The sequence below is a fragment of the Streptomyces sp. TLI_146 genome (assembly GCF_002846415.1).
Lineage (GTDB): Bacteria > Actinomycetota > Actinomycetes > Streptomycetales > Streptomycetaceae > Streptomyces.
Genome location: NZ_PJMX01000001.1, coordinates 8,021,004 through 8,045,621 on the forward strand (window position 1 = coordinate 8,021,004; position 24,618 = coordinate 8,045,621).

Below are 24,618 nucleotides of genomic sequence, written 5' to 3' on the forward strand. Positions count from 1 at the left end.
CATGGCCACCACCAGCTGGAACCCCACCCGTCCCTGGCGCGGCATCATGGTCGCCACCGCCCTGCCCCTGCGCGAGGACCTGTCCGTCGACTACGACGCCTACGCCGACCATGTGCGCTGGCTGATCGACAACGGCTGCGACGGCGTCGTGCCGAACGGCTCCCTCGGCGAGTACCAGACCCTCACCGAGGACGAGCGCGCCCAAGTGGTCCGCACCGCCGTGGAGGCGGCCGGTGACGGCGCCCGCGTGATGCCGGGCGTCGCCGCGTACGGCAGCGCCGAGAGCCGCCGCTGGGCCGAGCAGGCCGCCGAGGCGGGCGCGGGCTCGGTCCTGCTGCTCCCGCCGAACGCCTACCGCGCCGACGAGAGTGCGGTGCGCGCCCACTACGCCGAGGTGGCGCGGGCCGGAGTGCCGGTCGTCGCGTACAACAACCCCATCGACACCAAGGTCGACCTCACGCCGCCGCTCCTCGCCGCGCTGCACCAGGAGGGCAGCATCGTCGCGGTCAAGGAGTTCAGCGGCGATGTGCGCCGGGCGTACGAGATCGCCGAACTCGCCCCGGAACTCGACCTGTTGATCGGCGCCGACGACGTACTCCTCGAACTCGCCCTCGCGGGCGCGGTCGGCTGGATCGCCGGGTACCCCAACGCCTTCCCCGCCTCCTGCGCCGAGCTGTACCACGCGGCCGTCGCCGGTGATCTGGCCACGGCCCGGCCGCTCTACCGCTCCCTGCACTCCCTGCTGCGCTGGGACTCCAAGACGGAGTTCGTCCAGTCCATCAAGTTGTCCATGGACATCGCCGGACGCCCCGGCGGCCCGGTCCGCCCGCCGCGCGCCCCGCTCTCCGGGGAGATCGAGGCCGGGGTGCGTCTGGCCACCGAGAAGGCCGTGGCCGAGGGCCACCACTGATCCGTCCTGCGCACGGCCGGTCGCACGGTGCCGCCACGCGGGCAGGCGGCGCGGTTCTCCCGCCGCCTGCCCGCGCCCCGCGGCGCCCACCCGGGCTCACAACCACGTCCCCGCACGCCCTCTTGCTTGGAGGACTCCTCCCGTGACCGCTGACGTCACTCACCTCATCTCCCGCAACCCGGCCGACCCGGCCGACGTCCTCGTCCGGATCCCGGCCCCCGGGGCGCGTGCCGCCGTCGACGCCGTGGAGCGGGCCCGTGCGGCCCAGCCGGGATGGCTGCTCGGCGGCGCCGCCGCGCGTTCGGCCGCGCTCGGCGCCGCCGCCGACGCGGTCCAGGCCGCGGCGGACGAACTGGCGGTGCTCGCCGTGCGCGAGGTGGGCAAGCCGCTCACCGAGGCCCGGGCCGAGGTCGCCCGTACCGTCGCCATCTGGCGGTACTACGCCCAGGCCCCCTACGAACCCGTCGGCGCGGTCCACGAACCGGCCGCCGGGTCCGGGCTGCTCCTCACCCGCCGCCGGCCCCACGGCGTCGCGGGGCTCATCACCCCGTGGAACTTCCCCTTCGCCATCCCCACCTGGAAGGCCGCCCCGGCGCTCGCCGTCGGCAACGCGGTGGTCCTCAAGCCCGCACCCGAAGCCACGGCCTGCGCCCAGCGGCTGGCCGAGATCGTCCAAGGCGCCCTGCCCGCAGGGGTGTTCACGGTGCTGCCCGGCGGGGCCGCCGAAGGCGACGCGCTCGTCCGCAGCGCCGACGTCGTCTCCTTCACCGGCTCGACCGCCGTCGGCCGGGCCGTGGCGCGGGCCGCCACCGAGAGGGGCATCGCCGTCCAGGCGGAGATGGGCGGCCTGAACGCCGCGATCGTCCTGCCGGACGCCGACATCGGGCAGGCCGCCGCCCACATCGCCGCCGCGATCGCCGGATACGCGGGCCAGAAGTGCACCGCCACCAGCCGTGTCATCGCCGTCGGCGCGGCCCTCGACCCGCTGCGCGAGGCGCTCGCCGAAGCGCTCCGGGCGCTCCCGGTCGGCGACCCGGCCGCGCCCGACACCGTGTGCGGGCCGCTCATCAGCGAGCGCGCCCGCGACCGGGTGGGCGAGGCAGCGCGCGGCCTGGACGTGCTCGCGGGCGGGACCGCGCCCCGCCACCCCGGCTGGTACACGGCCCCCACCCTGGTGGAGAAGGTCTCCCCGGCCCATCCTCTGCTGCGCGAGGAGGTCTTCGGCCCTATCGCCGCCCTGCTGCCCGCCGACGACCTCCCGCACGCGGTACGGATCACCAACTCGGTCCCGTACGGCCTGGTCACCTCGGTGCACACCGCCGACCTCGACACCGCCCTGCACGGACTCGACCGGCTCGACACCGGGATGATCCGCGTCAACGCCCCCTCCACCGGCGTCGACTTCCACCTGCCGTTCGGCGGCACCAAGGAGTCCAGCCACGGGCCGCGCGAACAGGGCAGGGCCGCCCTGGAGTTCTACACCTCCAGCCGCACCTACACCCTGTCGCCCTCGCGGGCGCGGTGACCTCGTACGCGTAAGGCCTCTCCGGCGGGCACGCCCCCTCCATAACGTGACGTTATGCGGGAACGAGGGCTCCTCGCCGGGCGGCCGCCCGCGCCATGCTCCTCCAGGAAACGTCACACGGCACCCGGCGGCGCCCGCGCCGCGAAAGGCATCCATGAACCCGGCGTACGCAACCGTCGACCACGTCTTCACCGTCCCGCTGGACCACTCGGCCCCGCACGGCCCCACCCTCCAGGTCTTCGCCCGCGAGGTCGTCGACCGCACCCGGGTGGGCGAGCGGCTGCCCTGGCTCCTGTATCTCCAGGGCGGCCCGGGCGGCAAGTCGCCCCGGCCGTCAGCCGGTTCGCCCGGCTGGCTGGAGCAGGCCCTGAAGACCCACCGGGTGCTCCTGCTCGACCAGCGCGGCACCGGCCGCTCCACACCGGTCACGGGCCGGACGGCCGCCAACTTCCCATCCCCGGCCGCCTTCGCGGATCACCTGGCGCACTTCCGCGCCGACGCGATCGTCGCCGACGCGGAGCTGATACGGCGCCGTCTGTGCGGCGACGAACCCTGGGAGACCCTCGGGCAGAGCTACGGCGGCTTCCTCACCCTCACCTATCTGTCCCGGGCCCCCGAGGGGCTGCGCGCCTGCTATGTGGCCGGTGGACTGCCGGGTCTCACGGCCACCGCCGACGACGTGTACGCCCGCACCTACCCCAGGGTGCGCGAGCGCGTCCTCGGGTTCTACGCCCGCTACCCCGAGGACGCCGCCCGCCTGCGGGAGATCGCGGACCTGCTCGCGGCCACCGACGTACGCCTGCCCGATGGCGACCGGCTCACCCCCCGCCGTCTGCGCACCCTCGGCCTCGCCCTCGGCATGGGCGACGGCTACGAGCGGGTCCACTGGCTGCTCGACGAAGCCCTGGACGGGGAAGGGGAGTTGAGCGACACCTTCCTCGACCAGGTGAGGAGCGTGACCGGCTTCACCGGCAACCCGCTGTTCGCCGTAATGCAAGAGAGCCTGTACGGGCAGGGCGCACCGGCCACCGGCTGGGCCGCCGCCCGCGCGCTCAACGACTTCCCCGAATTCGCCGACGGCGCCGACCCGTTCCTGCTCACCGGCGAGATGATCTACCCCTGGATGTTCGAGGAGATCGCGGCCCTGCGTCCCTTCGCCGGGGCCGCGGACCTGCTGGCCCGACGCACCGACTGGCCGGCGCTGTACGACACCGACCGCCTCGCCGCCAACGAGGTCCCGCTCGCCGCGGCCGTCTACCACGACGACATGTACGTGGACGCGGGGCTCTCGCTCGCCACCGCGCGCCAGGTCGGGGCCTGCCGCGCCTGGGTCACCAACGAGTGGGAGCACGACGGGATCAGCGCCTCGGGCGGCCGGGTCCTGGCCCGCCTGATGGACCTGGCCGCCGATCGCGCCTGAACCGTTCCGCCCGTCTCTTGGAGGAGAGCAATGCCCGCACCGTCGCCGCGCCCGCGCCCCCTGGCCGCCGCTGCCGTCGCCCTCGCCATGTGCCTGGCCGGGAGCGGCGCGGCCGCCGCCGCACCCCGGCCGCACCCGGCCGCTCCCGCCGCCTGTGCGCTGCCCGGCCGGACGGGCTGGACCGACGAGGGCCACGACACCGACCGCAGGCAGTTCCAGCCGTCCACCGGCACCCACCGCGTCCTCACCCTGTTCGTGGACTTCCCCGACGCACCGGCGACCGGCTCCACCGCCCCCTACCTCGACCAACTCGCCCCGGCCGCCGACTGGATGCGCACGGCGAGCTACGGCCGCTCCCGCCTCGCCCTCACCCCGCTGCACCGCTGGATACGGATGCCCGCCGCCTCCACCTCGTACGACTTCGCCCGCGGCATCACCTTCGAGGCCCACGAGAAGTACGTACGCGACGCGGTCACCGCGGCCGACCCCTACGCCGACTTCTCGCGGTACGACATGGTGTACATCGTCCCCACCAAGGCGGCGACGGCCGTCCCCTTCTCGCCGACCTACCTCTACGATCCCGCCACCCAGGGCATCACGGCGGACGGCACCCGGCTCAAGTGGGCCGTCACCTTCGGCCAGGACATGTGGCGCTGGGGCCCCAAGGTCGCCGACCACGAGACCGCCCACACCTTCGGCCTCCCGGACCTGTACTCCTTCATCGGCGACACCCACCAGTACGTCGGCGGCTGGGACGTCATGGGCAACATCGCGGGGCCCGCCCCGCAGTACCTCGGCTGGCACGCGTGGAAGCTCGGCTGGATCCGCGACGACCAGGTCGCGTGCCTGGCCGCACCGGGGCAGCGCACCGTGCGCCTCACACCGGTGGAGCGTCCCGGAGGCACGAAGATCGCCGTGCTGCGCACCGGCGCGACGACCGCGTACGTGGCGGAGTCGCGCCGCGCCCAGGGCAACGACGCGGGCGCCTGCTCCACCGGCGTTCTCGTCTACAAGGTCGACTCGGCCGCCGCGACCGGCGAGGGTCCGGTACGCATCGCCCCCACGCACCCCACCACCGTGCCCACCGGCTGCACCGCCCTGGACCTGGCCGCCCGCACGGCAGGACAGAGTTTCACCGACCCCGGCACCGGCGCCCGCATCGATGTCCTCGCGGGCGGCCCGGCGGGCGACACGGTACGGCTCACGAGCCGATAGGTATGCGGAGCACCTGCCCCGGCACGATCTTGTCGGGGTCGGAGATCTGGGCCGGGTTGGCCCGCACGATGCGCGAGTAGAGGGAGGCGTCGCCGTAGTACGACTTGGCGAGGGCCGACAGCGTGTCGCCCTTCACCACCTTGTGCTCGCGGTATCCGTAGTAGCCGGGCACGATACGCGGCCCGTAGATGACCGGAACGGTGACGACGTTGATGTCGCCGCCGTCCCTGGCGCTCGCCTCGAAGACCTGCACGAGCAGGCGGTCGGCCTGGAAGGCGGTGTGACCGGTGTCGACGGCGAGATGGAACTGCCCGTGCTCACCGGTGCCGCCTCCCGCGGTGAACGTGCCGGTCAGCTGGTGGTGGCCGTCGCCGATGCGGTACTCCAGGGTGGCCTCGAAGCCGGTGGCGATACCGCCGATGTGGATCGGGTTGCCGACCAGGTCGAGGGTGCGCGGTTGGTCCAGGCGGTTGGTCATGGAGCCTCCCGGGTCGTGGAACGTTCGGCACTCGCAGCTTCGGCGGCCGGACCGCGGAAGGCAATGGCACGCTTCGGCCGATTTCGTGGGCACCGCGAGAGCTGTCCCCTATGCCCCGGAATGCAGATGGGCCGCCCAGGTGTCGGGGCGGTCGGGCATGCGGTCGCGCAACTGACGCACCGCTTCGTGCAGGGCACGGGCGGCCCGGTCGGGAGTGAGGTCGCGGGGGCTGCCCAGGGCGGCGTAGAACAGCCGGGCGAGGTCGGACGCGTGGCTGTCGTACACGGGCCACAGGGTGGCCACCACGCTGCGGAATCCGGCGAGTTGGAACGCGGTGGCCAGGTTGACGAACTCGTCGGCGAGGTGCGGCACGCCGGTGGAAGCGGTGCTGCACGCGGAGAGGAAGGCCAGTACGGCGTGGTCGAGGTCCAGGGCGGCCAGGCCGCTCACGGTGAGCGGGGCGTCCTGGAGGAGGAGGCGGCTGCGGGACGGGTCGACGGGGTCGCTGACGGCATGGCAGGCGAAGTGGACCAGGGAGCAGTCGCCCATCGCCGCCATCACGTCCTCGCGCATGGTGGAGACGGGGCCCCGCGGCGAGGTGTCCAGGGGGTCGCGCCGCCGCGCGGTGAGCACCAGCGGCTGGGGCGTGTGGGCGCGTACGTACCCTTCCTCCTCGGCCGTGTGCGGCAGCGGTGGGGCCCCGGGGGTGAGCGGCATCGTAACGACGAGCGCGCGGTGCGGGGAACGGGGCGGCAGGGGGCGGCGGGCATGGCGCAGCGCGCGCAGGGTCGGGGTGTAGGAGGAGACCACGCGGTCCATGACGGTCGCCGGTGAGCCGTCCACGGGCGCCCGGTGGTATCCGGCGGCGTGCAGCGGAAGCAGGCCGAGCAGGCCGCCGGGGCTCCACCACACGCGGGGAGCCTCGTGTCCCGGGGACGGGGGAGAGGTGATCCCCAGGGCGGTCAGGACGGGCTCCGCCGCGACGTCCCACAGCCACTCCAGGGTGGAGTTGAGGGTGTCCAGGGCCGGTTCGCTACGGGCGGGAGTGGGGCTCGGCGCCCACCTGAGCGCCGCCGTGAAGTCGAGCGCCTTCTGCCGCACGGTGTCCCGGTCCAGGCCGGGCAGGGGCAGCGCGGTGACGGCGTCGGGGCGGATCAGCAGGGCGTGGCTGCCGTGGCTGCTCACCGTGAAGACCACCACCGGGCCGTACGCGGCCTGGGCCAGCAGGTCGGGCAGCTCCATCGGCAGCAGGAACCGGTCGAAGCCCGGCCGTGACCTGATCTCGTCCAGTACGGCGGAGAACTGCCCGGCGAGGTCGCGCCGTGCTTCCGTGGCCGGGTACCAGGGCTCGGCCGACGCCCATACGCCGGGGGCGTCGTCCGCGTACGACGCGTTCAGCCGGTCGCGTATCGCGAGGAAGCGCTTGGCGAGTTCGGGCAGTTGGTGGCGCAGGTCGGTGACCTCGCCCCGGGTGTCGAGCGCCTGGCCGAGCATGACGCCGCGCCCCGCCTCCGTCAGCCGTAGCGCCCTGGACGCGGCCGGGTCGGCGGCCTGGGGGCCGGCGCCCGGCCGGTCGCGCGCGGCCAGGACGAGCGCGGCGGCATCGGCGGCGAGTTCGAAGCAGGTGCCCAGCAGGGTCTGCTGGTCGGTGCGGGCCAGCATGCGCGGAGTGAGCGCGGGCAGGAGATCCACGGCCGCCTCCAGCAGCGCCGCCGCCCGGGCCGGCTGAGGGCCGGACAGCAGGAGTGCGGCGGCGCGTACGGCGGTGAGGCGGCGCAGGGGCGCGGTGCCGGTGAGCTCCCAGGCCTCGGTGAACGCGCTGATGGCCGGGGCAACGGTGGATTCCGCGTCCGCTTCGGTGTCGGCGGTCAGGATGAGCAACTGCCCGAGATTGACCAGTGGATAGGTCCGCGCGGGCGCGCCCGCCGGGAGCAGGTCCAGGACTTCGCGGAAGGTCCGGGCGGCCTCGTCGCGTACGTCGGTCGCCGTCGGGTCCTGTACGGCCCGGGCCAGCAGGCTGTAGCCGAGGTTGTTGAGGTGGGTGGCGCGTGCCGGATCGCCCGCCGCGGTGGCCGCCACGGCGCGACGGCCGACGGCGACGGCCTCCTCCAGGTCGGCCGGTGCGGCCGTGAGGTCGAAGCGGCTGCGCAGCGCCAGGCACAGGTTGGACAGGCACCCCGGGAGGCGGGGGTCGACGGGGCCCATCAGCTCGGCGGCGCGTCGGCTGCTGTCGATCGCCGCATCGACTTCGGCTGCCGACCGGGTGCGGTGGTACCGGGTCAGCAGCGCGTACCCCTCGTTGTTGAGCAGTTGGGGGTGTGCGGGGTGGCCGGGCTCCAGTCGGCCGCGCGCGTCACGGATCGAGGCGAGGCACGCGTCGATGTCTTCCAGCGCGCCGCTGTGCTCGTAGCGGGTGAGGAACGCCAGCGCGTTGTTCGCGATGAGCGTCACCCAGTCGGGATGGTCGCGCGGAGTGTCGGCGAGGGCCGCGCGGCCCAGCTCGATGGCCGCGTCCAGGTCCTCCGGGCGGCCCTCGGCGGAGGAGCGCCGGACGAGACTGAGCGCGAGCTGCTGCCGGGCCCGGGCGCGGTGCCGCGCGTCGGCGGCGCATGCGGCGGCCGCCTCGGCGGCCTCGATCGCCCGGGCGATGTCGGCGGGCTCTCCGGAGCGCAGGAAGCGGGTGCGGTACATGAGGCTCAGATTGGACAGGTCGAGCGAGGGAGCATGCCCGGCGCCCGTCACGTCGAGGAGCTCACGGCCGAGAGCGAGCGCGCGGTCGAGGTCTTCGAGACGTCCGCCGCTCTTGAAGCGATGGGCGAGCGCGCCGCTGAGGGCGCGCAGCGCCAAGTCCCGGTGGGCGTGCCCGGCGGGCGCCGCGGCGAGGGCCGTCTCGCCCAGTTCGACGGCGACGTCCAGGTCGTCGCGCACGCCGGTGTACGCATGGGCGGAGAGCACGGTGAGGGAGGCGTTGGCCAGGTGGCGGGCCCGCCCGGCGGACTCGGGCGGCAGCGCGCGGGCGCCCCGTACCGCGAGATCCCTCGCCGACTTGAGCGCCGTCGGATCCGCGGTGTGCTCGAAGATGGTGTGCCAGACCCTGGAGACGGCGAGCTGGGCCTGAACGTCGTCGTCCGGCGCGACGGCGGCGGCACGTCGTGCGGTGTCGGTGGCCTCGTCCATGACCCGGGCGTCCCCCGTTCGCACCGCCCGGTCGACGAGCTGCACGCCGAGCAGGGCCAGCAGCTGGGTGAGCCGAGGGTCGTCGGGGCCGCTCGCCTCGACCGCACGGCGCATCCAGTCGATCGACTCCTCCAGGTCGTCGAGCGACCGCGACCGCTCGTAGCGCATGTGCAGGAGCTGCGCGGCGAGTTGCGCGCCGTCCGGGTGCAAGGGGTCCTCGGAGCGGCCGGCGTTCGCACAGGTGCGTGCGGCCTCCACCGCCGCGTCCAGGTCCTCCGGGTCGCCCGAGTGCTCGTACCGGGACCACAGGGCGGTTGCCAGGATGCCCGTCGCCGCCGGCCGCTGCGGCTCGTCGTCGGCCATCGTGGTGAGGGCGTGGCGGGCGGTGGTGACGGCCCGGTCGAGGTTCTCGGTGCCACCGCCCCGCTCGCCCAACAGCCGCAGGGCAACACTCAGATTGGCCAGTGCGCCCGCGCCGCCGGGGCCCGTCGGGATGTGCTGGACGATCCGCATCCACGCCCAGGCGCCCCTTGAGGCCGACTTCAGACCGGCGTCCTCACCGGCCGCCTGAAGCATCCGCGTGGCCGGCTGCATCGCGGCCGCCGCGAGCGTCGGCAGCAACTCCTGCGGCATCGACGAGCTGGGTACGTACGCCTCGCCGGCGAGGAAGGCGGGAAGGAGGCGCAGCACGGCGAACGTCTCATGGGCCCGTGCGGCCTCGCCGTCGGAGGCGCGCGAACTGTGCCACTCCACCCAGCCCAGCGCGACGACGCAGTCGAACGACAGGTGGTCGGCGAACTGCTCGTACAGCCGGGTCACGTCCGCTGCCACGTCGGGGTCGAAGATCGACGACGGGTCTCCGCTGTCGGCGATCGCCTTGAGGTGCCCCTGTACCGCGGCGAGCGCTTCCGGCTCGCCCGGCCCGTTCTCCACCGCACCGCTGTCCGCCACCCGGTCCGCCCCCCACCGTCCGCCCCGGTTGCTTTCGCGTCTCCGAGTGTCCAGAAGCCGGACGCTGCTCGCAGGGGTTCGGGCGGATTGCTCCGGGCGGGCCGGAAAGTTGCGTCGTAGGGCGTGGTGGATCCCGGATGCCAGAGGGTCGGGAGCAGCGATATGGGGGCCTCGTGCACGGAGTGATAGAAAGAGCCCCGAGGGGTCAACGTAGTGATTTCGGTAGCGAATTCGGGGGAGAGTCGCTGTGAGCCAGCCACCAAGTCAACAGCCGCCGCAGGAGCCGATACCGGGCAACCCGTATGCGCAGCCGGGCGGTTACGGCCAGCCCGCGCCCGGCGGTTACGGTCAGCCGGGACCCGCCCAGCCCGGTGGATACGGTCAGCCGGGACCGGCCCAGCCCGGTGGCTACGGCCAACCTCCCGGCGGCACCGGCTACCCGCCGCAGCCTCCGTACCCCGGTGGCTACGGTCCGACGACCCCGTCCCCGTACGGCCAGACTCCGCCCACGCTTCCGCCGGGTAACGGCGGTCAAGGTCCCTTCCGCCGCAAGCGCGTGGCGATCGTGGCTGCCGTGGTGGCGGGCCTGCTGGCCATCGGCGGTGGGGTGTACCTCGCCTCCGGCGACGACGGCAAGCCCGCCAAACCGGCGGCCTCCGCAGGTGATACCGCCGAGCCCTCGGCATCCCCCTCGGTCGACCTCGGCGACGGTACGGGCAGCGGGAACGGCGGCGCGAGCGGCGGCGACGGGTACAACGACGGGATCAAACCGGGCGAGGCGCGTGTCTGGGTGCGCGAGAACGAGACGCAGCTGACCTCGGCGGGCGCCATGCAGTACGGCCCGTGGCGGCTCGGTGACATCGTGGCCAGGGCCATGTACAAGGAGGTCACCGGGCACGCGGTGGCCGACGGCGCGGTGAAGTGGAGCGTGGCCCTGGAGACACCCCTGTGCGGCGCCGGGCACACCCCGACCGCCCACGGCAAGCTGGTGGTCGCCACGCTGGAGAACAACACCAAGCGCGCCCATTGCAAATACCTCCAGCAGATCGATCTGGCCACGGGCAAGGTGGGCTGGAAGGTCGAGGTGCCGCAGGAGAGCGCGTTCGACACCACCAACGAGTTCCGGTTCGCGATCACCGGCGACACCGTCGCCGTCGGCCACAGCGCCTACGCCAGTGGATTCTCGGCCGTCGACGGCAAGAAGATCTTCGGCACGTGGAAGACCAACGGTTGCAGCCCGTACACCATCGGCGGCGGCAGCAGGCTGGTCGGTGTGGCTCTGTGCCCGTCCCCCGCCGGATCCACCAAGTCGCAGCAGCTGATCGAGGAACTCGACCCGGCCACCGGCAAGTCCAAGTGGAACTACAAATACCCCTTGGGGTGGACCGTCGGCCGGGTCTACTCCACCGACCCGTTGATCGTGGCCGCCCACAACAGCGACACCAAGGCGTGGAGCATCACGTCGTTCGCGCCGGACGGCAAGGTCCGCTGGCAGGTCGAGCCGAAGTTCAAGGTCACCGGCGCGTGCGACGGCTTCGGCGACGGCAGCGGAGACCTCCACGCCTGCACCTTCTCCGCGAACGACGCGGCCACCCTCTACCTCGGCACCGCGGGTTCGGGCGGGGCCGTGCTGGGCGAGCCGGAGACCAATGAGGTGGTCGCCATCGACCTCGCCACCGGCAAGGAGAAGTGGCGTACGAAGGCCTCCCGCGGCCGTGCCATGCGGCCGGTGGCGGTCGAGGGCGGCAAGGCCGTGGTGTACATCCACCCCGGGACGGCCCCGGACAACTCCGCCGCCGCCGTCGCCACCATCGCGGCGACCGGCGGCGCCCCCCAGGTCGTCCTGCAGACCCCGGCAGCGGCGGCCGCCACCGAACGGGCCTTCTTCCTCACCCCCCGTATGGCCTGGTCCGACGGCCGTTTCTTCCTGCTCAACGGCCGTGTCCTGAGCCCCACGCCGCAGCGGAAGGACCGCACGCTCCTGTCCTTCGGCAAGTGACGACACGGGTGTGGCACCCGGGAGCAGCTTCCGGGTGTCACACCCCGGCGCCGGTCACCAACCCGCCATCTGCTCCCGGAACTTGGGGCACCGGACGATGTCCTCTTCGCTGCACTTCACGGCATGGGTGAGGAGCTGGTGGGCGTGGTCGAGGTCGACCATGCGCTGCTCGATCTCGGTGATCTTGGCGCGGATCATCGCCTCCCGGCGCGGCTGGTCCCGCTGGAGCTCCCTGATCTCGGCGTGGGTCAGCCCGGCCTGCTGGCACTTGCGCAGTACCGTGATCCGCTCGGCGGCCTCCGGCGGATAGCGCCGCTGCCCGCTCTCCCGCTCGGGCGCGGGCAGCAGGCCGTGGCGCTCCCAGTACCGGATGGCCGAAGCGGGCACTCCGGTGACCTCGGCGAGTCGGCCGATCGTCATACGCACGTTTCGCTCCCCTTGTTGCCGCTCGGCGGTCGCGGTCGCTCCCGGCATTTGACTTGAACCTTAGTTCAAGTTGGACAGTGGTTCGCACGTGGACAGCGGCGAACGAGCGACCGCTGGCAGCACACTTGGGAGATGCCGGTATGAGCGACACGTATGTGGTGAAAGAGCGGGCCGACCAACTGGTGGAAGCCGCGGAGAAGCTCTTCGCGGCCGGGGTGATGTCCCACTCCGGGCACGCCAACCTGAGCGCCAGGCTCGACGGCGAACGCCTCCTGCTGACGCCGGGGTTCGTCCACGGCCTGCGGCCCGAGCAACTGGCGACCGTCGGCTTCGACGGGCAGGTCCTGGAGGGCGAACTCCAGTCCGTCAGCGCCGAGATCATCGCCATGCACAGCGCCGTGTACAAGGCGCGCCCCCAGGTCGGTGCGATCATCCACACCCACTCGCCCTCCGCGACCGCCTTCGCCGTGGCCCACCGGCCGCTGCCCTGCCGTACGGAGCCGATGCTGCGCTTCGGGCAGGCCGAGGACGTCCCGGTGGTGCCCTGGGGGCCTCGCGGTTCGGATGTGTCCGTGCGCGGTATCGCCGCCGTACTGGAGCGGCGCCCGACGACGTCCGCGGTCCTGCTGGCCAACCACGGCCTCCTGGTGTTCGGCCCGGATTCGGCGGCCACCGCCCACCTCGTGGTGGCGATCGAGGAGAGCGCCGAGGCCGAGATCGCCGCGGCCGCGATCGGCGGCGCCGTGGACTTCCCGCCGGGCGCCCAGGAGGCCGTGCGCGCCGCGATCGCGAAGGCCACGGCATGAGCGACGACACCCTCGCCTCCCGTACGGAGGCCGTACGGGACCGCTACCGCTCCACCCTCGGGGCCGTTCCGAGCGGGGTGGAGGAACGGCTGCGCCTGGCCCAGGAGTTCGGCCGGCTCCCGACCGAAGAGGCCGTCGCGGCGCTGCGGCACATCGTGCTGACGGACAACCCGCTGGGGGCGCGGGTGCAGCAGCTCGTCCACTTCGGACAGCTGCTGGCCCTGGGCAGGGCCCACCCTGCCCGCATCCATGCCCGGGGCGCCCTCCACGCCGGAGCCGGTATCGCCGACCTCATAGGCGTCGCCGAGACGGCGCTCATCACCGCGGGCGTGCCCGCGTACGCACTCGGCACCGAGATCATCGCCGAACTCCTGCCACCCGAGGAGGGTGCCGAAGTCCTGTAGTCCGACGGGCCCGGTTGTCCCGAAGGCGTCAGACAAGCAGGCACGTGACGTCCACCCGCTCGGCGGCGAACGTGATCAGCGGGTGCCGTTCGGTGTCCAGGAACTTCGCCGACCGTACGTCGGCGTCCCGGTGGGCGTTGCCGGTGCTGAAGCTCGCCGCCACGATCAAGGGCTATGTGTCGCGCATGCTGGACAAACTCGACTGCACCGACCGGACACAGGCGGGCCTGCTGGCCCATGGCGCGGGGATCGTAGGACCGTAGCGGCCCCAGCGGACCGGGCCGTCAGGCCAGGTTGCGCTCCACCCGTGCGAGCAGCCGGGCGAGTTCGACCCGCTCGGGCTCGGTGAGGCCGGTCAGGGTGAGGTCCTCCAGTTCCTTCCAGGCATGGCTCACCTGGTCACGCAGTGCCTGCCCGGCGGCGGTGGGCTTCACGATGACGGCGCGGCGGTCGGTCTCGCTTCGCATGCGGCGGACGAAACCGGACTGTTCGAGCCGCTGCACCGCCCTCGTCACGGTCGAGGCATCGAGGCCGAGCAGCTCGATCAGCGCGCTCTGCGGCTGCGGGCCGTTGTCCCACAGATGCATCATCAGGAGTTCCTGCCCGGCATGCAGGCCCGAACTGCGCAGTAGGCGTTCGGCGGCGGCGCGATGCGAGCGGGCGACCCGGAAGATCGCATGGCTGGTGGTGTCGGTGTCGGCGTGCACGCATTGATTGTACGTGCAATGAAAGACCCCTCGGGCGACGGGCTGACCACGAACTTGCCTACACCACTTGCGGATTCATCATCACGAGCATTTACTTGGCCGTGCAAGCAAATGGCGATCAAGGGGAGTCCGCAGCCATGCGAGTGATCAGCGATACTGTGCGCGTGAACCAGCCCGGGGACCCGGGCCAGGTCCGGCTCGACCGGCAGGACGTCTGGGCCGGACTGCTGAGGAAGGCCGCGAACGCGGTGCCCTTCGTGGCCGGAATAGTCGAGTGCGCCGTTGTCGAGCGCAGCGAGAACGGCCTGGTCCGTGAGGTGGTCTTCCAGGGTGGCGAGCGCGTGCGGGAGAAGGTCGTCTTCGAGCCCGAGTGGCGGGTCGCCTTCCACCGCGCGGACGACCGCGTCCGCTGGGTGATCCACAACGACATCGGCGAGGACGAGGCCGGTGAACTGACGCTGACCTTCCGGGCCGAACTCGACCTGCACGACGACGCGGAGGAGGACCGGATCGCCGCGTCCATGCGGACCGGCTACCCGGCCGCCATGGGGACGACTCTGGCCCTCACCCGGGAAGCGGTCGCCGCCCGATCGGCTTGAGCGATGGCCGCCGCCCGGTGACCGCGCCGCCGCCGTGGCGACCGCCCGGACACCGGCTCACACAGGATCCGGCAGGTCCATCAGGGCGAGCTTGGCCGGGTCGACCACGGCCGTGATCTCCGTGATCCGGCTGTCGGTGACCGTGAACGCGAGGAGCGTGAGCGGGGTGCCGTCCTCGTGCCAGGAGAGGACCCCGGGGAGGCCGTCGACGACCACCGCGCATCCACGTACCGCCGCGGTGGACGACAGCCTCGCGCCGGCGGCGACCCTGGCGGCGCCGAGGGTGACGACCGCACCCGCGGGGGTGTCGACGGTCAGCTTCACTTCCGGGTCGAGCACCCGCAGCAGTCCCTCGAAGTCGCCGTCACGGGCCGCCGCGAGGAAGGCCTGGACCACCTCCCGCTGCTTGCGTCCGACGCCCGTCGGCCGCTCGGTCGCCCGCACCTTCCGGCGGGCGCGGCTGGCGAGCATCTTGGTCGCGTCGGTGGACTTGCCGAGGATCTGGCCGATCTCGGCGAAGGGCACCGCGAACAGGTCGTGCAGGACGAACGCCAGCCGTTCGCTGGGCCGGAGCGACTCCAGGACGACGAGGAGGGCGACCCCGACCGAGTCGGCGAGCACCACGTCGTCCTCGGGAGCGGGCCCGTCGTCGAGCGTCACCACGAAGTCGGAAAGACCGTCGTCGTACGACGCCTCGGGGCGTGTCTGGCGCGCCCGCAGGACGTCGAGGCTGATCCGGCTGACCACCGTGGTCAGCCAGCCGGTGAGGTTGTGGATGGTGGCCGCGTCCTGGCGGGAGAGCCGCAGCCATGCCTCCTGTACGACGTCCTCGGCGTCGGCGTGCGAGCCGAGCATGCGGTGGGCGACCGCGCGCAGCCGGTCCCGCTGGGACTCGAAGACCTCGGCCACCAGGTCCGTCGGGCTGGTGTCTGACATGTTGTTACCTTCCTCGGATCCGCTCCGTCATGGGTGATGACGAGCCCGGAAGGGCACACGTAACCGATGAGGGAGCGGGACCGATGGAAGCACGTATGAAGAGTGCCGGGAACCCGGATCTGACCACCGCGATCCAGCACCTGCACAAGGCGATTCACGCCGGTGGCGTCGATCCTCGCCTGCTGGCGCTGGTCCATCTGCGAGCCAGCCAGATCAACGGCTGCAGCCCGTGCGTCTTCGCCGGTGTGGACGCGGCGAAGAAAGCCGGGGAGACGGAGGAGCGGCTGCACAACGTGGTCGCCTGGCGCGAGACGCCGTTCTTCACCGACGAGGAGCGCGCGGCGCTCGAACTGACCGAGGCCGCCACCCGTATCCAGGACGGCGCGGCGGGTGTGACCGACGAGATATGGGACGCCGTGGCCGACCACTTCACGGAGGGGCAGTTGTCCGCGATCATCCTGGAGATCGCGATGACCAACTTCTTCAACCGGATCAACCGTACGACTCGGGAGCAGGCCGGTAAGACCTGGTGAGCGGGGTGGGACGCCAGCCGCCACCACCAGCCGCGACCGCCAGCCGCCATTCGCCAGGGCCTGGCCCGGCCCTGGTCGGATGGGCCGGCGTTTCAACCGAGTTCGCCCTCGCTCGCCGATCCCGGCCACGTGATCGCCCGACGTGTCCGGTCAGGTGTGACTGGCCGGGTGCTTCCGGAGGTGGGCCGGGGTCTGGCTGATGCGGACGAGGCGGTCGAAGTCGACTGCCGCGCCGCGCAGCAGCAGATCCACGATGTCGGCCGCGGACGGCCGGGCCGTCGTGGTGTCGCCCAGGAGCGCGCGTTGGTACACGGAGGCGGCGAGGAGGTCGACGAGAACGTGCGGGTCGACGTCCGGGCGCAAGTCACCGCGGCCGACGGCCTGTTCGACGGCCGCGGTGGCCGCCTGCCTGCTGGGCTGGACGAGCACCTCCATCAGCCGCTGGTGCAACTCCGGTACGCGGGCGCAGTCGGCGACCAGCGGCGCCAGGACGCCGCGGGGCAGCCGCTCGTGCAGCGCCTCGTCCAGCAGCCGCACGCTCTGCATCAGGTCGCAGCGGGTGCAGTTGTTGTCGGGCACGGGCGGGATGGCGAGGATCGAGGCGAGCGCGTCGATGAGCAGGTTCTGGCGCAACGGCCAGCGTCGGCGCATCGCCGCCTTGGTAGTCCCCGCCCGTGCGGCGACCGCCTCCAGGGCGAAGCCCGGGTAGCCGTCCGTGCGCAGGATCTCCAGCGTGGCGGCGAGGACGGCGGCGTCGATCGCCGGGTCGCGCGGGCGCCCGGCCGCACTCACTCGGCGTCCTCCGGGTACCAGCGCAGCTCGACGGTGTTGCCCTCCGGGTCCTGCACGTACACCGAGGTGGCGCTGCCTCGCGCGCCGAAGCGCGACACGGGGCCCTCCAGCACGGTCAACGTGCCCGCGTCGATGACCTGCTGCCAGTCGAGCGGGTCCACGACGAGGCAGATGTGGTCGACGTTCGACTCGCCGCGCGGGCGGTCGAACAGATCGATGATCATCGTGGGGCTGACCCGGACGGAGGGGAAGGGCACCTTGCCGGCCCGCCACTCTTCGACACGGACCGGCTCCAGGCCGAGGGGGCCGGTGTAGAAGTCAAGCGCGCGCTCGACGTCCTGGACGTTGAGGACGAGGTGGTCGAAGTCCTTGACGCGCAGCATGGTCGGAGCCTTTCGGTTGGTGGAGACCGGTTGCTATTTCGATTCGGTCCGGGTCGGATCGTAACAAGGGGAGGGGGTGATGGGGAAGGGGTGGCGGTGGCTCATCCGGCGTGTGGGGAGGGGTGGTTGGCGGGTTTGCCGGGCGCCGGAGCGCGCCCGCCCGACCGCCTCACCAGCCCGCGTTTGAACGTGTTCAACTCCTGCTCTAGGCTCAGGTCAACAGAGGGAAGGGAAGTCGATGAGGGTAGTCATTCCTGGTGGAACCGGGCAGGTCGGCGCTGTGCTGGACCGTGCTCTGACCGCCGCGGGCCATGAGGTCGTGATCCTCACCAGGCGGCCCGTACGCGAGCGCGAGGTCTACTGGGACGGTGAGAGCACGGGGCCGTGGACGCAGGAGATCGACGGCAGTGACGTGGTGATCAACCTGGCCGGGCGCAGTGTCAGCTGCCGCTACACCCCGGCCAACCTGCGGGCCATGATGGACTCGCGGGTGCGCTCGACGCGGGCCGTGGGCCGTGCGATCGAGGACGCCGCCAGGCCGCCCCGCCTCTGGCTGCAGATGAGCACCGCGACCATCTACGCCCACCGTTACGACGCGGCCCACGACGAGGCAACCGGTGTGATCGGCGGCGCCGAACCCGGCGTCCCGGGCTACTGGGGCTACAGCGTCGAGATCGCCAAGGCCTGGGAGCGGGCGCAGCAACAGGCCGACACCCCGCACACGCGCAAGGTCGCGCTGCGTTCCGCGATGGTGATGAGCCCGGACCGAGGCGGCGTCTTCGACGTGATGTCGTGGATGGTACGGCTCGGCCTCGGCGGGCCGGTGGCGGGCGGTGCGCAGTACGTGTCGTGGATCCACGAGTACGACTTCGTCCGCGCGGTCCGGTTCCTGGTCGACCGGGACGACATCTCCGGCCCGGTCAACCTCGCCGCGCCCGCCCCGCTTCCGCACCGCGCCTTCATGCGTGCCCTGCGCGCCGCCTGGAGAGTGCCGGTGCGCCTGCCCGCCACGAAGGGCATGGCCGAACTCGGCGCGTTCGCCCTGCGCTCGGACACCGAACTCCTGCTGAAGAGCCGCCGCGTCGTTCCCGGCCGCCTGCTCGACGCGGGCTTCACCTTCGACCACGGTGAGTGGCCGGACGCGGCGCGGGAACTGGCCGGGCGCCGACGTCGGCGTCAGAGCCCCGCCGTGGACGCGGATTCACGTCCGGCCCGGTCGAGCGTGCGGTGAGGCGGTCCCGTCCGGTCGATGAGCGGCCTGACGACGAGGAGTTGTGCGGCGGCCAGAGCCAGGGCAAGGCTTGCCGTGGCCGCCCATAGGGTCGTCACTCCGGTGTGTTCGAGTATTTGCGTGGCGGTGACGGGGGCGGCGGTGGTCGCGATGCCCCAGCTGATGCCGTACGCGGCGAGGTAGCGGTCGGTGGCGCCGGGCGGCGCCAGATCGGCGACGACGCTGATGGCGCGGCCCAGGATGACGACGTCGCCCAGGCTCCACACGGCGGTCGCGATCAGGAACGCGGGGAGGGTGTGCGCGAACGCGTACCCGGCCAGGCCGATCGCCAGCAGGGCGTAACCGAGGGCGAGGGCCGCGGGGGCGGCGAGGGTGGTGAGACGGCGCAGGCGCAGAGCCGGTTGGGCCACCACGACGGTCACGGCCGACGCGGTGAACAGCAGCCCGGCGTCGGCGGCCTCGTGGCCGCGCCGGTCCAGGGTGAGCGGCAGCGCCATGACGATCTGCATGGAGATGAGCGCGAACGCCGTGCCGGACGTGAACATCGCCCACAGCGCGCGGTCACGCCACGGGCCGGCCGGGGCGCCAGGTTCGCGGTGCCGGGCAGCGGGAGTACGGTCCGCCGCCGCTCGGCGCGTGTGGTCGGCGGGCAGCGCGATCCACAGTGCCAGCGCGCACGCCAGACAGGTGAGCGCGTCGACGACGAAGAGCCAGCGCAGGTCGTAGCGGCCCAGGCCCGCCGCGATGAGGCCCGCGCCCGTGCCGCCGACGGCGAGCGCGGCATTGAGCAGGCTGTACGCGCGAACCCGCTCGGCGGGCGGCACGGTGTCGGCGATGATCCCCTGGCTCGGCGGCTCGTAGAGCTCGAAGGCCAGGCCGAGCAGGATCGCGAAGCAGGCCACCGCGGTCAGCGAACCGGCGGCGGCGATGCCCAGTTGGGCGAGGGCGCAGCCGGTGAGGCCGACCACGATCGTACGGCGGCGTCCGAGACGGGCCGCCAGATGGCCGCCCGCGAGCCGGGAGGGGATCGTCGCGAGGCCGAAGGCCGCCGAGAGCAGCCCCGCGGTCGTGGTGCTCGCACCGAAGTCGGTGCTGATCAGGACCGTGAGGAAGGGCAGCGAGAAAGCGCCCAGACGGTTGATCGCCCGTGCCGCCACCAGCAGCCATACGGTCCGCGGCATGGCCGTCACCCCTCGCGTAACTGTCGAATCGAGTAATGTCAGTCATGGACCTAACCACTGAAGGAGTGACTGGTCAAGTGATGTTCGACAGTCACGTCGCGGTGCTGCTGGACCAGGCCGTATCGCTCGTGAACACGCTGACCGACGGGCAGGCGCGCGGCCGACCCTACGCCGCGCCGCACGGGGCCGAGCTGGCGGACGCGATCGACGCCGCGGTACCGCGCACCGCGGGCTCGCTCCCGCGCGCCATCGACACCGAACAGGCCGCGTACTTGGCCGGGACGGCACGGCGTATGCGCGAGGTCTTCGAGGCCATGCAGGACGGCCGGACGGACACCGCCGCCGAGACCGTCAACGCCCTGCTGCGCGACACCGGGGCCCGGCCCCGGCTGGACCGGACCGGGGGCGAGCCCTGGCAGATGCACTTCCACGGCGCCGACGACTCGTTCGCGGCCGGGTGCAGCGCCAGTTGTGCCACCGCGCTGGCACTGGCGGTGGGCGGCGGTTTGGCCGGTCGCTTGGGCGTGTGCCGGGCCGAGCGCTGCGACCGCGTGTACGTCGACACGTCTCGTAACGCGGCCCGCCAGTTCTGCTCCACCGCCTGTCAGAACCGCACCAAGGCCGCGGCCTTCCGCGCCCGGAAGGACGCGGGCGGCTGACACCACTCCGAAGTCCGCCGGGGACGGTGGTCCCTGTCGTCCTTGGTCAACTCTCCAACAGCGGACGCAGATGGGCATGAGCCCAGCCGCTGAGCGGGGTCGGGGTGGTGGTGAGCAGGTCACGGGGCTGTTCGGGCACCAGATCGCGCGATCCGGCGGTCATCCCGACCATGCCCTCCACCGCCGACGGAGGCAGCCCAGCCGCGCGCAGCGCGTCCCGTGTCGCGTGGTCGGTCACGGCGTTGAGCCGAACCGGGCGCCCGAGCGCCTCGGTGAGGATCCGCGCGACCTGGTGGAAGGTGAGGTCCTCCGGCCCGTGTACGGCCTGCACCACTCGGCCCTGCCAGGTGTCGTTCAACAGCCGGGCCGCGACCACGTCTCCGATGTCGCGTGGATCCACCCAGGGCATCGGGTGGCTGGGATCGAACGCCGTGGTCAGGACGCCTTTGGCGAGTCCTTCGAGGTCGAACAGCAGGTTGGTGAAGAAGTACGCGCACCGCAGGTGCAGGATGTCCGCTCCGGTCGCGTCGAGTTGTTCCTCGATCCCGGCCAGGGCGTCGATGTGCCCGACCCCGTGCCGCTTCTCCGCCCCGATGCTGCTCAGCAGCACTACGCGCTCCACCTCGCCTGCCCGGGCGGCCTCGGTCAACGGCGCCGCGGTGCGCAGTGAGGTCTCGATGGGATCCGCCGTCGTGTGGGGCGTGGGATCCACCCAGAACACGGTCCGTGTCCCGGCCACTGAGTCGCGTACGAAATCGGCGTCCGTCAGATCGCCCTGGCGCACATCCACCCGCGCCCGGGTGGCCTCGTCCAGGCGGGCGGGGTCGCGAACCAGAACGCGGGGACGGACGCCGGCCTGGAGCAGCAGCCGCACCACGCGCGATCCCACATGTCCGGTCGGTGTGGTGACCACGATGGTCATCGGGTCTCCCTTTCGTGGACTCCGCTGACACTTCGCACTCTAGGGCCCCACGTGTGGGCAGTCGCCTCGTCAAGCAGGCCCAGGCTCGTGAATCAGCCACCTTGAGCCCTTCAGCGACCGTGAATTGCCCTCCGAGGCCGACGTCCTGTTCACCTTCACGCCCGGCATGGGCCGCTGTTCGGCCCCGTTGTCAGTGCCCCCGGTTAAGGTCCCCTTCAAGAGCCGCACACCAGGGTCCTCAAGGGGAAGATGCGTGATGAGCAGCACCGACAGCAGTGGGTACGAGGGGTTCACGGCCGAGGAGCGGGCCGCGATGAAGGATCACGCCAAGGAGCTGAAGACGGCGGCGCGCCGCAGCTCGCGCGCGGAGAAGGCGGAGCTCGCGGTGCGGGAAGTCCTCGCGAAGATCGCCGAGATGGCCGACCCGGACCGGGTCATGGCCGAGCGTATCCACGCCATCGTCACCGCCAACGCCCCGACGCTCGCGCCGAAGCTCTGGTACGGAATGCCGTCCTACGCGCTGGATGGAAAGGTCGTCTGCTTCTTCCAGAGCGCGGAGAAGTTCAAGACGCGTTACGCCACTCTCGGCTTCAGCGACCAGGCCAAGCTCGACCAGGGCACGATGTGGCCGTCCGCCTTCGCCCTGACCGAGGTGACGGCCGAGGTGGAGGCACGGATCGCCGCGCTGGTGAAGCAGGCGGTGAGCTGAGGCACGGGCAGGTCGAACGGGTTCAGGGTCGGTCCGGCAAAGCCGCTGGTCCAGGTGCGGTCAGCTGACAGGTCGTGTCAGTGGAGTGGCGTACGTTTGCGGACATGCGCGCCAGCCGACTGCTCTCCCTTCTCCTCCTGTTGCAGAACCGCGGCCGGATGACGGCCGCCGAGCTGGCGGCGGAACTGGAGGTGTCGGTCCGTACGGTCTACCGCGACGTGGAGGCACTGGGCGCCGCGGGCGTACCGGTCTACGGCGAGGCGGGGCACGCCGGTGGCTACGCCCTCCTCGACGGCTACCGCACCCGGCTGACCGGACTGACGGCTCCCGAAGCGGAGGCCCTGTTCCTGGCCGGGCTGCCGGGACCCGCGGCCGAACTGGGACTGGGCTCCGTCCTGGCGGCCGGCGGCCGGTCGGTCTCCAACGGCCCCCAGACCCTCACTCCCGCCCGGACGCCCCGGTGCCCGAGGGCTTGGACACGACCAACAAGTCCACCACGTACGTCTCTTCGACCATCCCACCCGGGAAGACCTCGCTCAGCAGTGTGCGTTCCCGCGCCCGGAACTCCTTGGTCCTGGCCTCGCCCAGCACCAGGAACGCCGAGTGGCTGGTGATGTTCGCCAGGTGGGTGTCGAGCGGCACGGTCCGGCTCCAGCGCAGCAGACGGCGGGTGAAGGGGAGGTCGGACAGGCCCGCGAGGCGGCCGGCGCGGACGGTCTCGGGGCGGGCGCGGTCCTTGGGGGCGACGCCGCACGAGTGTGCGATGCGCTCGTCCTGGGCGGTGGCCCAAGGTACGTCGGGGGCATTGGTGTTCCACCACAGGGCGAGCGCTCCGCCGGGCCGCAGCACCCGGAGCGCTTCCGGCACCGAGCGGCTGGTGTCCGTCCAGTGCCAGGACTGCGCGTACGCGATCAGATCGCAGGAGCGGTCGGCGAGCGGCAGGGCGTTTCCGTCGCCCCGGACGATCGGCACGTCGGGCAGGGCGCGGCGGAACTCGGCGGCCATGCCGTCGCCCGGCTCCACGGCGATGACCTCGGCGCCCCGCTCCCGCAGCAGCGTGGTGGCGATGCCCGTGCCCGCGCCGACATCCGCGACGCGGGCTCCCGCGAGCCGGCGCCCCGTGATCTCCTCGATGGCGCTGAAGAGGCCGGGCGGGTAGGAGGGGCGATTCGCGGCGTACTGGGCGGCGGCCGCGTTGAAGGAAAGCGCGGGGGAAACAGCTGTCATGCCTTCATCCTCCACCTCGCACCCTGCCGGGCCACGGGGTGATCCGGCGGCACCCGGCGCGCGTCGGCCACGAACGGGGATTTGTTGGCCGAGGGAGTGCTGTTTAGCCGGGGGCGACGGCTGTCACGCTCGATCCAGCCCTAGTGGCTCCGGCGGCACGGCTTTCTCCTGGCCCGGTCGCCGGGTGCGGTGCACGCGGAGGTCCCCCGTCTCGGCGTCCGCCGCGGGTGTCTGCCCGCCCATCGGGCGGCGGGCAGACACCCCTCCCGGGTGAGAGCCCGGTGCTCACGCACGTCCTGGGCGCGGGAGTCGGGTCAGCGCCCTGTCCGCGGTGTCGAGGATGTTGCGGAACGTGCGGGTGATGACCGGTCGTGCCAGGCGCCGGGTGAGGAAGGCGCCGACGAGCGGTACGGGGATCTCGGCGCGCGTGGTCCAACGCACCAGGGTGCCGTCGGCGGCCTCGCTGAGCTCCACCCGCCCCAGCTCGTGCCGTGACGGCGGCAGGCTGCGCTCGACGACGTACTCGGTGGCGTACGGCGGTTCGTACCGTGTGACGCGCTCCCGGAACCAGCCGATCACCCAGAGGTGACTGCGCACCGCGCCGACGCCGTAGGGCGCGCCCTCGCCGTGCCGGGCCAGACGGCAGCGCAGCACGAGGGGCGAGGCGGTGTAGCGGGTGGTCGTGGTGAGCCACGCGAACACCTCGTCGATCGGGGCGTCGATGACGCGTTCAACGGTCATGGTCTCCACGGCTGGTGACCTCCTTTGCTGAGTGACAGCGACACCCATCGAGACAGACCGGCCGCGCCAAACGTGACAGTTCGTGGCGGTGAGTCGCTACCACCCTGGCCCTGGCCGTCCTGCCGATGCGGGCAAGTGTGAGGTGACCGGATCCGTACGCGATGCGGGGTCATCTGCCATCGCGCAACCGCACCCGGACGTCAAGGTGCAATGCGGCCACGTGACTGGATCAATTCAGTGCTGAGGAAGCCTTCGTGGAGCCCGTGTGCCTGCTGAACCGCGCGGCGTGACACCGTCGAACCTCGCCTCACCGACCGCGATACCGCGCACGAACACCCCAGCACTGTGGCCGGATTAGTCGTCTGACAGGTGTTCGGATCCGGCAATACTCAAGGACTGGGAAATCCGTCCCAATTCCTACGTCCGGAGGCCGCAGATGCCCCAGACCAATGTTCCCGCAACCGCCGTGCTCAACGCCTGGCTGTCGGGCGCCGAGAGTGCGTACGGTCAGTCCAACCCCGCAGGTCCGCTCTATGTCGGCGGCGCAGCCGCCGAGGCCGCGCTCACGGACCCGACCGACTCCCTCTACGGCTTCTGCTCCAGCCCCACCGGGTCGCGCGGAAGCTGGTGTTGCTGATCACCGACGGCTGCTGACCGTCCCGCGGAGTGCGCCTGTCGGGGGCACCG

At 72.2% G+C, this 24,618-nt stretch carries 25 protein-coding genes and 2 pseudogenes; 15 read left to right on the forward strand and 12 right to left on the reverse strand.

Annotated features, from left to right (window positions below; translation table 11 throughout):
* Window position 1 precedes the first annotated feature (1 nt).
* From BX283_RS35715 to BX283_RS35730, 4 genes are all read left to right on the forward strand, one after another.
* The gene (locus BX283_RS35715; protein ID WP_101391532.1) at window positions 2-910 is read left to right on the forward strand and encodes a dihydrodipicolinate synthase family protein; all 909 of its coding nucleotides are present in this window, start codon (window positions 2-4) and stop codon (window positions 908-910) included.
* Window positions 911-1,052: 142 nt separating this feature from the next.
* A complete protein-coding gene (locus BX283_RS35720) occupies window positions 1,053-2,435 on the forward strand; it encodes an aldehyde dehydrogenase (RefSeq protein ID WP_101391533.1) in 1,383 nt (460 codons plus the stop codon).
* 154 nt (window positions 2,436-2,589) lie between these two features.
* Window positions 2,590-3,855: an alpha/beta fold hydrolase gene (locus BX283_RS35725; protein ID WP_101391534.1), complete on the forward strand. Its 1,266-nt coding sequence runs from the start codon at window positions 2,590-2,592 to the stop codon at window positions 3,853-3,855.
* Window positions 3,856-3,885: 30 nt separating this feature from the next.
* Window positions 3,886-5,070 carry a M6 family metalloprotease domain-containing protein gene (locus BX283_RS35730; RefSeq protein ID WP_101391535.1) on the forward strand — a complete coding sequence of 395 codons (1,185 nt, stop codon included), beginning with the start codon at window positions 3,886-3,888 and terminating at the stop codon, window positions 5,068-5,070.
* On the opposite strand, the gene BX283_RS42230 is transcribed toward BX283_RS35730, so the two are convergent.
* Both BX283_RS42230 and BX283_RS35740 read right to left on the reverse strand, forming a co-directional pair.
* The gene (locus BX283_RS42230) at window positions 5,057-5,548 is read right to left on the reverse strand and encodes a Gmad2 immunoglobulin-like domain-containing protein (RefSeq protein WP_101391536.1); all 492 of its coding nucleotides are present in this window, start codon (window positions 5,546-5,548) and stop codon (window positions 5,057-5,059) included. The two genes, BX283_RS35730 and BX283_RS42230, sit on opposite strands and share 14 nt — an antisense overlap.
* A 108-nt stretch (window positions 5,549-5,656) precedes the next feature.
* Window positions 5,657-9,676, reverse strand: coding sequence for a CHAT domain-containing protein (locus BX283_RS35740; RefSeq protein ID WP_101391537.1), 4,020 nt, complete (start codon window positions 9,674-9,676; stop codon window positions 5,657-5,659).
* A 556-nt stretch (window positions 9,677-10,232) separates the two neighbouring features.
* Between BX283_RS35740 and BX283_RS35745 the strand changes: the two genes are divergently transcribed.
* The gene (locus tag BX283_RS35745) at window positions 10,233-11,675 is read left to right on the forward strand and encodes a PQQ-binding-like beta-propeller repeat protein (RefSeq protein ID WP_101391538.1); all 1,443 of its coding nucleotides are present in this window, start codon (window positions 10,233-10,235) and stop codon (window positions 11,673-11,675) included.
* 54 nt (window positions 11,676-11,729) lie between these two features.
* Here BX283_RS35745 and BX283_RS35750 read toward each other — a convergent pair whose 3' ends face one another.
* Window positions 11,730-12,095 carry a MerR family transcriptional regulator gene (locus BX283_RS35750; protein WP_218976547.1) on the reverse strand — a complete coding sequence of 122 codons (366 nt, stop codon included), beginning with the start codon at window positions 12,093-12,095 and terminating at the stop codon, window positions 11,730-11,732.
* Between the two features lie 146 nt (window positions 12,096-12,241).
* Here BX283_RS35750 and BX283_RS35755 point away from each other — a divergent pair, with 146 nt between their 5' ends.
* Window positions 12,242-12,907, forward strand: a complete 666-nt coding sequence (locus BX283_RS35755) for a class II aldolase/adducin family protein (protein ID WP_101391540.1) — start codon at window positions 12,242-12,244, stop codon at window positions 12,905-12,907.
* A complete protein-coding gene (locus BX283_RS35760) occupies window positions 12,904-13,311 on the forward strand; it encodes a carboxymuconolactone decarboxylase family protein (protein ID WP_101391541.1) in 408 nt (135 codons plus the stop codon). The genes BX283_RS35755 and BX283_RS35760 overlap by 4 nt, the downstream gene beginning before the upstream one ends.
* A gap of 28 nt (window positions 13,312-13,339) precedes the next feature.
* Here the strand turns inward: BX283_RS35760 and BX283_RS35765 are convergent, their stop codons facing one another.
* Window positions 13,340-13,474: a YceI family protein gene (locus tag BX283_RS35765; protein ID WP_257584108.1), complete on the reverse strand. Its 135-nt coding sequence runs from the start codon at window positions 13,472-13,474 to the stop codon at window positions 13,340-13,342.
* Between BX283_RS35765 and BX283_RS41870 the strand changes: the two are divergent.
* Window positions 13,470-13,574: pseudogene (locus tag BX283_RS41870) on the forward strand (DNA-binding response regulator); the annotation flags it as partial. The gene BX283_RS35765 and the pseudogene BX283_RS41870 overlap by 5 nt on opposite strands.
* Before the next feature lie 21 nt (window positions 13,575-13,595).
* On the opposite strand, the gene BX283_RS35770 reads toward BX283_RS41870, so the two are convergent.
* On the reverse strand, window positions 13,596-14,018 hold the full coding sequence (locus BX283_RS35770) for a MarR family winged helix-turn-helix transcriptional regulator (RefSeq protein ID WP_101391543.1): 423 nt from the start codon (window positions 14,016-14,018) through the stop codon (window positions 13,596-13,598).
* 164 nt (window positions 14,019-14,182) lie between these two features.
* On the opposite strand from BX283_RS35770, the gene BX283_RS35775 reads away from it, so the two are divergent.
* Entirely contained in the window at window positions 14,183-14,617 is a 435-nt protein-coding gene (locus BX283_RS35775; RefSeq protein ID WP_180357354.1) for an SRPBCC family protein, read from the forward strand.
* A 57-nt stretch (window positions 14,618-14,674) separates the two neighbouring features.
* Here BX283_RS35775 and BX283_RS35780 read toward each other — a convergent pair whose 3' ends face one another.
* Window positions 14,675-15,553 carry a sigma-70 family RNA polymerase sigma factor gene (locus BX283_RS35780; RefSeq protein WP_101391545.1) on the reverse strand — a complete coding sequence of 293 codons (879 nt, stop codon included), beginning with the start codon at window positions 15,551-15,553 and terminating at the stop codon, window positions 14,675-14,677.
* 83 nt (window positions 15,554-15,636) lie between these two features.
* Here BX283_RS35780 and BX283_RS35785 point away from each other — a divergent pair, with 83 nt between their 5' ends.
* The gene (locus tag BX283_RS35785; protein ID WP_101391546.1) at window positions 15,637-16,086 is read left to right on the forward strand and encodes a carboxymuconolactone decarboxylase family protein; all 450 of its coding nucleotides are present in this window, start codon (window positions 15,637-15,639) and stop codon (window positions 16,084-16,086) included.
* Between the two features lie 150 nt (window positions 16,087-16,236).
* On the opposite strand, the gene BX283_RS35790 is transcribed toward BX283_RS35785, so the two are convergent.
* Together BX283_RS35790 and BX283_RS35795 are read right to left on the reverse strand one after the other, a co-directional pair.
* Window positions 16,237-16,878: a TetR-like C-terminal domain-containing protein gene (locus tag BX283_RS35790; protein ID WP_101391547.1), complete on the reverse strand. Its 642-nt coding sequence runs from the start codon at window positions 16,876-16,878 to the stop codon at window positions 16,237-16,239.
* The gene (locus BX283_RS35795) at window positions 16,875-17,261 is read right to left on the reverse strand and encodes a VOC family protein (RefSeq protein WP_101391548.1); all 387 of its coding nucleotides are present in this window, start codon (window positions 17,259-17,261) and stop codon (window positions 16,875-16,877) included. The genes BX283_RS35790 and BX283_RS35795 overlap by 4 nt, the downstream gene beginning before the upstream one ends.
* 238 nt (window positions 17,262-17,499) lie before the next feature.
* On the opposite strand from BX283_RS35795, the gene BX283_RS35800 reads away from it, so the two are divergent.
* The gene (locus BX283_RS35800) at window positions 17,500-18,492 is read left to right on the forward strand and encodes a TIGR01777 family oxidoreductase (RefSeq protein ID WP_101391549.1); all 993 of its coding nucleotides are present in this window, start codon (window positions 17,500-17,502) and stop codon (window positions 18,490-18,492) included.
* Here the strand turns inward: BX283_RS35800 and BX283_RS35805 are convergent.
* Entirely contained in the window at window positions 18,438-19,673 is a 1,236-nt protein-coding gene (locus BX283_RS35805) for an MFS transporter (RefSeq protein WP_101392788.1), read from the reverse strand. The two genes, BX283_RS35800 and BX283_RS35805, sit on opposite strands and share 55 nt — an antisense overlap.
* Window positions 19,674-19,753: 80 nt before the next feature.
* Here BX283_RS35805 and BX283_RS35810 point away from each other — a divergent pair, with 80 nt between their 5' ends.
* Window positions 19,754-20,332, forward strand: a complete 579-nt coding sequence (locus tag BX283_RS35810; RefSeq protein WP_101391550.1) for a CGNR zinc finger domain-containing protein — start codon at window positions 19,754-19,756, stop codon at window positions 20,330-20,332.
* Window positions 20,333-20,378: 46 nt separating this feature from the next.
* On the opposite strand, the gene BX283_RS35815 is transcribed toward BX283_RS35810, so the two are convergent.
* Window positions 20,379-21,254: an NAD(P)H-binding protein gene (locus BX283_RS35815; RefSeq protein ID WP_101391551.1), complete on the reverse strand. Its 876-nt coding sequence runs from the start codon at window positions 21,252-21,254 to the stop codon at window positions 20,379-20,381.
* A 256-nt stretch (window positions 21,255-21,510) separates the two neighbouring features.
* On the opposite strand from BX283_RS35815, the gene BX283_RS35820 reads away from it, so the two are divergent.
* Both BX283_RS35820 and BX283_RS35825 read left to right on the forward strand, forming a co-directional pair.
* Window positions 21,511-21,963, forward strand: coding sequence for an iron chaperone (locus BX283_RS35820; RefSeq protein WP_101391552.1), 453 nt, complete (start codon window positions 21,511-21,513; stop codon window positions 21,961-21,963).
* Between the two features lie 104 nt (window positions 21,964-22,067).
* A pseudogene (locus BX283_RS35825) lies at window positions 22,068-22,367 on the forward strand (helix-turn-helix transcriptional regulator); the annotation flags it as partial.
* Window positions 22,368-22,401: 34 nt separating this feature from the next.
* On the opposite strand, the gene BX283_RS35830 reads toward BX283_RS35825, so the two are convergent.
* Window positions 22,402-23,190 (reverse strand): class I SAM-dependent methyltransferase, encoded by a 789-nt coding sequence (locus BX283_RS35830; protein ID WP_101391553.1) that lies wholly within the window; start codon window positions 23,188-23,190, stop codon window positions 22,402-22,404.
* A gap of 285 nt (window positions 23,191-23,475) precedes the next feature.
* The gene (locus tag BX283_RS35835) at window positions 23,476-23,940 is read right to left on the reverse strand and encodes an SRPBCC family protein (RefSeq protein ID WP_101391554.1); all 465 of its coding nucleotides are present in this window, start codon (window positions 23,938-23,940) and stop codon (window positions 23,476-23,478) included.
* Between the two features lie 427 nt (window positions 23,941-24,367).
* On the opposite strand from BX283_RS35835, the gene BX283_RS35840 reads away from it, so the two are divergent.
* Window positions 24,368-24,568 (forward strand): DUF6229 family protein, encoded by a 201-nt coding sequence (locus BX283_RS35840; RefSeq protein ID WP_101391555.1) that lies wholly within the window; start codon window positions 24,368-24,370, stop codon window positions 24,566-24,568.
* Window positions 24,569-24,618 lie beyond the last annotated feature (50 nt).